A 3,860-nucleotide genomic window follows, 5' to 3' on the forward strand; every position below is an offset into this window, starting at 1 on the left:
GAGCTAATGGTCCACTTTTTTGGTGCCGAAGACCGGAATCGAACCGGTACGAAAGTATAAGTTTCGCAGGATTTTAAGTCCTGTGCGTCTGCCAGTTCCGCCACTTCGGCATGCACCAATTTGGCTACGTCCTACTCTCCCAGGCAGCTTCCCACCAAGTACCATCAGCGCTCAAGAGCTTAACTTCTGTGTTCGGAATGGGAACAGGTGTATCCTCTTTGCTATAATAACCAAATTGTTTTTCATTTTTAACTCGAGTATTATATTAACATTTTTCAAATCTTTTGTCAAATGTTTTTTTACTCTTTTTTTATTTTCTTTCTTGTGAAGAAAATTGACCTATTATTAGTTAATAATAGGCATTTGCACCATTTCCCTGGCGCAATAAATAATATACACTATATTATATAATAGGTCAATAGTTTTTTTAAATATTTTTTTCATATTCTTTTTTTAATTTTTCAATTATCTTTCTTTCCAGTCTAGAAATAGTCATTTGAGATATACTCAATTCTTTTGCTAGAACAGATTGAGTCTTTTCTAAATAGAATCTACCTTTAAATATTTTAACTTCTAATTCATTTAATGTTAATATGAATTTTTCTACAAAATCTTTATATTCTATATCATTAAAACTATCTTCTTTATCTGCAATCTTATCCATTAATGAGATATTTTCTTCAGAGTCACTATTTGTAGTTGCATCTAAAGATACAGGTTGATATCCATAAGACGCCTCTAAAGATTCTAAAACTTCTTCTTCTGTACAACCTAAATAATCAGCAATTTCTTTAACTTTTGGATGTTTTTTATTTTGTTGTTCTAATATAACCTTAGCTTCACTTACCTTTTTACTTAATTCTTGAACTCTTCTAGGTACCCTAAGCGTCCAAACTTTATCTCTAAAATATTTTTTTATTTCTCCTACTATCGTAGGAGTAGCAAAACTTGAGAATTCAAATCCTTTTTCAATATCATATCTATCTATAGCGTATATCAATGCCAATGAAGCAACTTGATATATATCATCAAACTCTACACCTTTATTGATATATTTTTTAGCTAAAATATTAACTAGATATAGATGCCTTTCAATTAATATATCTCTAACTTCTTTATTTTTTTCTTTGCTATAAATTTCGAAAAGCTCCCTATTTTCCATATTTAGGTAATCCGTAGCATTAGCTACCTTCTTCATTACTTATCAACTCCTAAATACTTTGTCATTTTTATAGTAGTCCCCTTACCTTGAACTGATTCAACATTTACTTCGTCCATTAAAGATTCTATTATAAATAATCCCATGCCGTTTTCTTTAAGGTTATCTAGATCTGGTTGTCTAACAGAAGCTGTATCATATCCTTTACCATTATCTATTATTTCTATAGCTAATCCATTTTCTATTATAGAGTATACAATAGTAAATCTATCTTCTAAACTATGTTTTATAGCATTTGTACAAGCTTCCGAAATAGCTACTTTTAGGTCTTCTATATCATCAATACAAAAACCTACTTTATTAGCAATGCCAGAAGTAGTTAATCTTATAATACTTACATATTCAGGATTCGCTGAAATTTCCATTTTAATTGTTTCGTAAGTCAAAACTATCCCTCCAATTTAAAAATCTTATCTAAACCTGTTATATTAAAAATCTTTCTTACGTTACTTCTAGGCTTTTCAATATATACTTCTTTATTTTCTATTTTTAATTTTTTCAAAATACCTATCATTACACCTAAACCTGTTGAATCTATATATTCTAATTTTTCAAGATTTAATCTCATATCTATGTTTTTTTCATCAACTAATTTATGTAAATATTTTTTTAATTCGTCTGCAGTAGATACATCTAGTTCACCTTCTAGTGACACCATCCAAAACTCATTTGTAGTATCTAATGTAGAATGCATTTCTATTGACATTTGTCTACCTCCTATTAACTCTAATTATTTTTTGAAGAACTTAAATACTCTAAATAGGCTAGTAATTCTATCTATTATATCTGTTATATCTTTTATATTTTTTGATATAGAGGCTGCATTATCTATTATTTCTGTTATATGCCTTTCATTGACATCTATCAATTTATTTGTTTTTTCTATAGTCTTATTTGCAGTATTCAATAATTTAGCAGTATATATACCTACTATAAAAAAACTAGCACCAAACAGAATAGCTCCTATTTGCCATCCTATAGCATTCATTACTCATCTTCTCCCTTTTTAAAGCTTCTTGTTATTAAGATATCTTCTGGCGATATTTCTATATTATTATCTTCTGTTATTTCATCTTTTATCGATATAATTTTCTCTTTTATTCCATCAAATGTTTCACATAGAACATCCTTTGGATTTTCTTTTACTTCTAGTATTTTTTCTTTAGCATCTTGTCTTATTTCAGATCCTTTTTTAGGTGCAAAACATAATCCAGCGACAACTCCTGCCACTGCTCCAACAAATAAGTATAATCCCTTTTTGCTACTCATATTAATTTCTCCTTCTTTTATCTTTTTATCTTTAATTATATTTTACAAAGTTATATTGAAAAAGAATAGGAAAATTTCCTATTCTTCATCTATATTTATTTTAGCAATTGAAACTACATTTACTTCATCTTCTGTCTTCATTAATTTAACTCCACTTGTAACTCTACCATAAATTGATATTCCTTCAACTTCTAGTCTAATTAGTATTCCATCAGAGTTGATTATCATTATTTGGTCTTTTTCATCAACCATTTCAGCACCGACGATTTTTCCTGTCTTTTCAAATATATTATAAGTTTTTATTCCTTTTCCTGCTCTGCTTTGAAGTCTATATTCTTCGATATCAGTTCTCTTACCAAATCCCTTTTCACTAACTACTAATAGTTCATGACCTTCATCAGTTAACTTCATAGAAACTACCTTATCTTCTTCTGATAAAGTTATACCTTTAACACCCATAGCAGTTCTACCCATAGGTCTTATGTCTGTTTCATTGAATCTTATAGACATTCCATTTTCAGTTACTAAAATTACATCTTTTTCACCATTAGTAATCTTAACATCTATTAATTCATCATCATTTCTAAGACCTATTGCTATAAGTCCTGATTTATTTATATTTTTGAACTCTTCACGTCTAGTTTTCTTAACTATACCTTTTTTAGTAGCTAATAATAAGTATAATTCTTTTCCACTATCTTCATCAACAGGTATTAGAGTAGTTATTTTTTCATTCGGAGCTAATTGTAATAAGTTAACTATAGCTGTCCCTTTTGCTTTTCTCTTTCCTTCAGGAATTTCAAATGCATCTAGTCTAAATACTCTACCCTTGTTCGTAAAGAATAGTAATCTACTGTGTGTACTTGTTGTAACTAAGTGTTTCACGAAATCTTCTTCTCTAGTAGACATTGCTGATATGCCTTTACCACCTCTATTTTGACTTTTATAAGTATCTAAAGGCACTCTTTTGATATAACCAAAATGAGTAAGAGTAATTGCAATTTCTTCATCATCAATTAAATCTCTCATATTGATTTCACCTTCAGCATGTCTTATCTCTGTTCTTCTAGCATCTGCATATTTTTCTTTTATAGCTATAATTTCATCTTTTATAACTCCTAAAAGTAATTTTTCATCTGCTAATATAGATTTAAGGTATTCTATTTTTTTCATTAACTCACTGTATTCATCTTCAATTTTTTCTCTTTCTAATCCAGTAAGTCTTTGTAATCTCATATCAAGTATAGCTTGTGCTTGAACATCTGTTAATCCGAATTTTTCCATCAATCCAGCTTTAGCTTCTTGAGTAGTTTTTGAACCTCTTATTAAACTTATTACAGCATCTATATTATCTAATGCGATTCTTAAACCC

6 protein-coding genes, 1 tRNA gene and 1 rRNA gene are annotated in these 3,860 nt (G+C 28.9%); all 8 read right to left on the reverse strand.

The window, feature by feature from the left end; all coding sequences use genetic code 11:
- Positions 1 to 20 precede the first annotated feature (20 nt).
- A tRNA-Leu gene (locus J7G74_RS12640) sits at positions 21 to 110 on the reverse strand.
- Positions 111 to 118: 8 nt separating this feature from the next.
- Positions 119 to 235: ribosomal RNA gene (gene rrf, locus J7G74_RS12645) — 5S ribosomal RNA — on the reverse strand.
- A gap of 192 nt (positions 236 to 427) precedes the next feature.
- Positions 428 to 1,198 (reverse strand): SigB/SigF/SigG family RNA polymerase sigma factor, encoded by a 771-nt coding sequence (locus J7G74_RS12650; protein WP_297135973.1) that lies wholly within the window; start codon positions 1,196 to 1,198, stop codon positions 428 to 430.
- Positions 1,198 to 1,605, reverse strand: coding sequence for an anti-sigma B factor RsbW (gene rsbW / locus J7G74_RS12655; protein WP_297135977.1), 408 nt, complete (start codon positions 1,603 to 1,605; stop codon positions 1,198 to 1,200). Before rsbW ends, J7G74_RS12650 begins: the two co-directional genes overlap by 1 nt.
- Before the next feature lie 2 nt (positions 1,606 to 1,607).
- Positions 1,608 to 1,925 (reverse strand): STAS domain-containing protein, encoded by a 318-nt coding sequence (locus J7G74_RS12660; protein ID WP_297135978.1) that lies wholly within the window; start codon positions 1,923 to 1,925, stop codon positions 1,608 to 1,610.
- Positions 1,926 to 1,949: 24 nt separating this feature from the next.
- A complete protein-coding gene (locus tag J7G74_RS12665; RefSeq protein ID WP_297135980.1) occupies positions 1,950 to 2,207 on the reverse strand; it encodes a DUF948 domain-containing protein in 258 nt (85 codons plus the stop codon).
- Positions 2,207 to 2,488, reverse strand: a complete 282-nt coding sequence (locus tag J7G74_RS12670) for a YtxH domain-containing protein (protein ID WP_297135983.1) — start codon at positions 2,486 to 2,488, stop codon at positions 2,207 to 2,209. Before J7G74_RS12670 ends, J7G74_RS12665 begins: the two co-directional genes overlap by 1 nt.
- A gap of 78 nt (positions 2,489 to 2,566) precedes the next feature.
- Positions 2,567 to 3,860 (reverse strand): DNA gyrase C-terminal beta-propeller domain-containing protein (locus J7G74_RS12675; RefSeq protein ID WP_297135985.1); only part of this gene is annotated, 1,294 nt, incomplete at its 5' end.

The organism is Terrisporobacter sp. (assembly GCF_017888745.1).
Classification (GTDB): Bacteria; Bacillota; Clostridia; order Peptostreptococcales; family Peptostreptococcaceae; genus Terrisporobacter.